At 50.9% G+C, this 4,272-nt stretch carries 4 protein-coding genes and 2 pseudogenes; 3 read left to right on the top strand and 3 right to left on the bottom strand.

Features of this window, described 5'->3' with window-relative positions; genetic code table 11:
* Nucleotides 1-257, bottom strand: a 257-nt coding sequence (locus tag FTV42_RS15720; RefSeq protein ID WP_218947010.1) for a transposase, incomplete at its 3' end; no start/stop codon positions are given.
* 194 nt (nt 258-451) lie between these two features.
* Here FTV42_RS15720 and wzz(fepE) point away from each other — a divergent pair.
* The gene (gene wzz(fepE) / locus FTV42_RS15715) at nt 452-1,594 is read left to right on the top strand and encodes an LPS O-antigen length regulator Wzz(fepE) (protein WP_021544858.1); all 1,143 of its coding nucleotides are present in this window, start codon (nt 452-454) and stop codon (nt 1,592-1,594) included.
* A gap of 37 nt (nt 1,595-1,631) precedes the next feature.
* Here the strand turns inward: wzz(fepE) and FTV42_RS15710 are convergent, their stop codons facing one another.
* The gene (locus FTV42_RS15710; RefSeq protein ID WP_218945200.1) at nt 1,632-1,871 is read right to left on the bottom strand and encodes a cupin domain-containing protein; all 240 of its coding nucleotides are present in this window, start codon (nt 1,869-1,871) and stop codon (nt 1,632-1,634) included.
* Between FTV42_RS15710 and FTV42_RS15705 the strand changes: the two are divergent.
* A pseudogene (locus FTV42_RS15705) lies at nt 1,871-2,053 on the top strand (TM2 domain-containing protein); the annotation flags it as partial. The gene FTV42_RS15710 and the pseudogene FTV42_RS15705 overlap by 1 nt on opposite strands.
* A 1,185-nt stretch (nt 2,054-3,238) precedes the next feature.
* Nucleotides 3,239-3,352 (top strand): replication initiation protein, encoded by a 114-nt coding sequence (locus FTV42_RS15700; protein ID WP_071778980.1) that lies wholly within the window; start codon nt 3,239-3,241, stop codon nt 3,350-3,352.
* Between the two features lie 587 nt (nt 3,353-3,939).
* Here the strand turns inward: FTV42_RS15700 and FTV42_RS15695 are convergent.
* A pseudogene (locus FTV42_RS15695) lies at nt 3,940-4,272 on the bottom strand (transposase); the annotation flags it as partial.

Raw genomic sequence — 4,272 nt, 5'->3', positions numbered from 1 at the left:
GAGGCGATTTCGTACAGAGCATCTTCGATCGCGCCATCGCTCAGGTTGTACCAATGCTGCATGCAGTGAATGCGTAGCATGGTTTCCAGCGGATAAGGTCGCCGGCCATTACCAGCCTTGGGGTAAAACGGCTCGATGACTTCCACCATGTTTTGCCATGGCAGAATCTGCTCCATGCGGGACAAGAAAATCTCTTTTCTGGTCTGACGGCGCTTACTGCTGAATTCACTGTCGGCGAAGGTAAGTTGATGACTCATGATGAACCCTGTTCCATGGCTCCAGATGACAAACATGATCTCATATCAGGGACTTGTTCGCACCTTCCCTAAATCTGATAGTCGGTCTACAGATAGATCAATCTGGCGTTCAGATTATTCTTACTTTCTTGTATCATCCGACCACTGCAACCAATCAGGCAGAAATTTACTGCGCTCCAAAAAGAAGAACGGTTATGTCAGCGATGGATTTCAAGAAAAACACGGACCTCGATTTTCCCCGTTATGCCACTCCGGCGGTAAGCACCAAAGAGATAGATCTCCTGGGGTTGTTAGACGTACTTCTGGCAGCCAAAAAACGTATTGTGACGATCGTCCTGGCGTTCGCCGTAGTAGGGTTGGCCATTGCGTTTTTAATCCCGCAAAAATGGACCAGTAAAGCCGTGATCACGCCGGCCGAGCAGACGCAGTGGAACACGCTGCGCCAGATGATGGTGACGCTGCAGGTGCTGGACGTCGACGCGAAGGTGAGCCGTGGAGACGTGTTTAACCTGTTCATCAAAAAGTTTCAGTCGCAGTCGCTGCTCGAAGAGTACATGAAAACCTCCCCGTACGTGATGTCTCAGCTGGAAGGCACCGAGGTAGACCCGCTGGAGCTGCATCGCGCGGTGGTGAATATTGCTGAGAAAATGAAAGCGACAGATAACACGCAGGTTAAAGACGCAGACAAAGCGCCGTATACCTCATGGACGCTGAGCTTTACCGCCCCGACGGCGGGAGACGCGCAGACGGTTCTGGAAGGTTACATCAACTATATCTCCCGCATTGTTGAGCAGGAGACGATGGAAAATATCCGTAACCAGATCACGCTGAAAACGAAAGTCGTTCAGCAGCAGCTGGAGCTGGATCGCGTGCGTCTGACCAATATCCACAACACCAACCTGCAGCGCCTCAACTATTCGCTGGAAGTGGCGAACGCGGCAGGCATTAAGAAGCCGGTTTACAGCAACGGACAGGCGGTAAAAGACGATCCTGACTACTCCGTGGCGCTGGGTGCTGACGGTATTGCGCAAAAGCTGCAGATTGAAAAGAATCTGAAGGACGTGGCCGAGCTGAATGCGGATTTCCAGAACCGTGAATACTATCTGACTCAGTTGCAAAAACTGTCCGTGGAAGACGTGAAGCTTGAACCCTTCAGGTATCAGCTTTCACCGTCACTGCCGGTGAAAAAAGACGGTCCGGGCAAAGCCCTGATTGTGCTGCTGGCAGGGATTCTGGGCGGCCTGTTTGCCTGCGGCAGCGTGCTGCTGCGTGAGGCAATGCTCTCGCGTAATCCGTTGCCAGAGCCGATAACGGCCGTAACGCCAGCAACAGAGTAACGACGATATTAAAAAGGCGCTGATTCAGCGCCTTTTTTTATTTCAGGAAATCGTCGCGCACCGGCGTAAAGGTATCCAGAAGGGTGCCGGGCTTCAGGCAAATGCAGCCGTGCATCACGTGCGGCGCTTTATAGAGCGTATCGCCCGCCGTCACGATCTGCTTTTCTTCACCTATCGTAAACTCGAACTCCCCGGAGAGCACATAGGTAAGCTGTTCATGCGGGTGATTGTGCATCGGGCCAATCGCACCCTGCTCAAAATTGACCTCCACCGCCATCATCTTTCTTAGCATTCTTCCTTGGTGGATTTGGCGTACATAAATTTTACTTAGGTAAAATAGGACAGGGATTCCTGTATCTAATTTTTTGCTGGACATTCATACCCGCGATCATCGCGTTTATTGAGTTTATTATTTATCTATGCGATTCCGATGAAAAATTCGCAAGAAAATATGGCTAACTCATAGCAAAAAAGCCCTGCGGGGCTTTTTTTGTACCAGTCTGTGAGGCAGATTTACCATAACATCCGTTGCGTGCACCGCCTGAGAGGCTCTCAGGGCGTTTCTGGGTCTTCCTGCCTGTTTCCGACACTTCCCTGTGCCTATATCGTGAAAAAACGCGCCTGATGATTCTGGCGCGTCTGCATGGCTATGCACACACATGCATGGCCGGGATTTTAGCGGCTAAAATCCGGCTGGACGCCCAAAAGCACCACTGAACCTCACGAATAACGCCTCACGGGTGTGCAGTTTACTGTGCGGCCGTGAGGCGTTGGCCAGGCCGTCAGGCATGGCTGGATTTATTGCTAAGGGGGTCGGATTTAACGTGGATGAATCAGCACGCAGTGATGAACGGGATTCGGAAGGGGCACCCTTGCGGCGCGGCGATGTATACATCGCTAACGTGCCTTGGTCATTTATTGCAAGAAGGGAGAGGTAGCATTTTGATAGCAAAAAAGTAGCAAAAGGATAGCAACCGAAAGACCAGAAGACTCTGGAGATAGCAAAAAAGTAGCAAAATGGTAGCAAAAAGATAGCAAACATGCGGGAGCTAACCAGGAGTCTTTAGCGGGCCGGCGGTACTCCAAAAACACATCTTGTCCCGCTGTTTTGTGAATAAGCCAGCATAGCTGTGGGCACAAAACATTTCCTGTCCGCTGCTTTAACCTTTGTAATCCAGGAACGTCAGGTGACGTCACTTTGCGGCGTTAGCCCTATCCTGCATCGTATTAAAAAATGCAGCACTGGCGCGTACGGTGCCGAAGATAAGTCCGGGGATATTCCGCTTCCTCGCTCACTGACTCGCTACGCTCGGTCGTTCGGCTGCGGCGAGCGGAGGGAACGGAGACATTAAGGCACAGGCAATGAGAGAGGATCGAGAGGCAAAAGAAAAGGCCGCGGCGTTGCCGGTTTTCCATAGGCTCCGCCCCCCTGACAAGCATCACAGAATCTGACGCTCAAATCAGTGGTGGCGAAACCCGACAGGACTTAAAGATACCAGGCGTTTCCCCCTGGTGGCTCCCTCGTGCGCTCTCCTGTTCCTGCCTTTCGGTTTACCGGTGTCATTCCGCTGTTATGGCCGCGTTTATCTCATTCCACGCCTGACACTCAGTTCCGGGTAGGCAGTTCGCTCCAAGCTGGACTGTATGCACGAACCCCCCGTTCAGTCCGACCGCTGCGTCTTCTCCGGTAACTATCGACTTGAGTCCAAGCCGGAAAGACACGACAAAGCGCCACTGGCAGCAGCCACTGGTAACTGATTTAGAGGAGTTAGTCTTGAAGTTATGCGCCTGTTAAGGCTAAACTGAAAGAACAGATTTGGTTACTGCGCTCCTCATAAGCCAGTTACCACGGTTCAAAGAGTTGCAGCTCTGAGAACCTTCGAAAAACCGCCTTGCTGGGCGGTTTTTTCGTTTACTGAGCAAGAGATTACGACGCTACAGAAAGGATCTCAAGAAGATCCTTCACCATAATGGAAATCTATCCCACCCGAGCATATAGGATGCATATCGTTATAAAACATCGGATATTATGCATCCCAACTAAAAATAAGCTCGAGGATAAAAAATGAGTTCAATGGTTTACTGCCGAGGATGCGGCAAGGAAATACACGAAACAGCAAAGTCATGCCCACACTGCGGAGCCACAAACGCCTCTTCAGGTTCAGGTGAAAAAAGTAGAATCGCAGCCGCGCTATTAGGGAAGGTGCGAATAAGCGGGGAAATTCTTCTCGGTTGACTCAGTCATTTCATTTCTTCATGTTTGAGCCGATTTTTTTCTCCCGTAAATGCCTTGAATCAGCCTATTTAGACCGTTTCTTCGCCATTTAAGGCGTTATTCCCAGTTTTTAGTGAGATCTCTCCCACTGACGTATCATTTGGTCCGCCCGAAACAGGTTGGCCAGCGTGAATAACATCGCCAGTTGGTTATCGTTTTTCAGCAACCCCTTGTATCTGGCTTTCACGAAGCCGAACTGTCGCTTGATGATGCGAAATGGGTGCTCCACCTTGGCCCGGATGCTGGCTTTCATGTAACCGGGCAAACAGACGCATGGAGGCGATTTCGTACAGAGCATCTTCGATCGCGCCATCGCTCAGGTTGTACCAATGCTGCATGCAGTGAATGCGTAGCATGGTTTCCAGCGGATAAGGTCGCCGGCCATTACCAGCCTTGGGGTAAA

The organism is Acinetobacter sp. YH16052, from assembly GCF_013417155.1.
GTDB lineage: Bacteria > Pseudomonadota > Gammaproteobacteria > Pseudomonadales > Moraxellaceae > Acinetobacter.
The sequence above is the reverse complement of the archived record's forward strand: the minus strand, read 5'-3'. Positions and strand labels throughout refer to the sequence as shown.